This window comes from Mesorhizobium sp. M4A.F.Ca.ET.050.02.1.1 (assembly GCF_003997725.1).
GTDB lineage: Bacteria > Pseudomonadota > Alphaproteobacteria > Rhizobiales > Rhizobiaceae > Mesorhizobium.
Window position 1 is genome coordinate 1 of record NZ_RZSG01001509.1, and the last position, 445, is coordinate 445.

At 71.0% G+C, this 445-nt stretch carries 1 protein-coding gene; it reads left to right on the forward strand.

Annotated features, from left to right (window positions below; genetic code table 11):
- Positions 1-445, forward strand: a 445-nt coding sequence (locus tag EOA33_RS39630) for a cadherin-like domain-containing protein (RefSeq protein WP_190234557.1), incomplete at both ends; no start/stop codon positions are given.

Genomic DNA, 445 nt, shown 5'->3' on the forward strand with positions numbered 1-445 from the left:
ACCCCGGTCAACGACGCGCCGACGACCAGCCCGGTGACGCTGGCGGCGATCGCCGAGGATTCGGGGGCGCGGACCATCACCCAGGCCGAACTGCTGGCCAATGCCGGCGACATCGAGGGCGACGCCCTGGTTGCGAGCGGCCTGGCGATCTCGTCCGGCGGCGGCACGCTCGACGACAATGGCGACGGCACCTGGACCTACACGCCGGATGCCGATGACGACACCTCGGTGTCGTTCTCCTACACCATCACCGACGACGGCACGACCAACGGCGGGGCGGACCCGCTCAGTGTCGCAGGTTCGGCGACGCTCGACATCACCCCGGTCAACGACGCGCCGACGACCAGCCCGGTGACGCTGGCGGCGATCGCCGAGGATTCGGGGGCGCGGACCATCACCCAGGCCGAACTGCTGGCCAATGCCGGCGACATCGAGGGCGACGCCC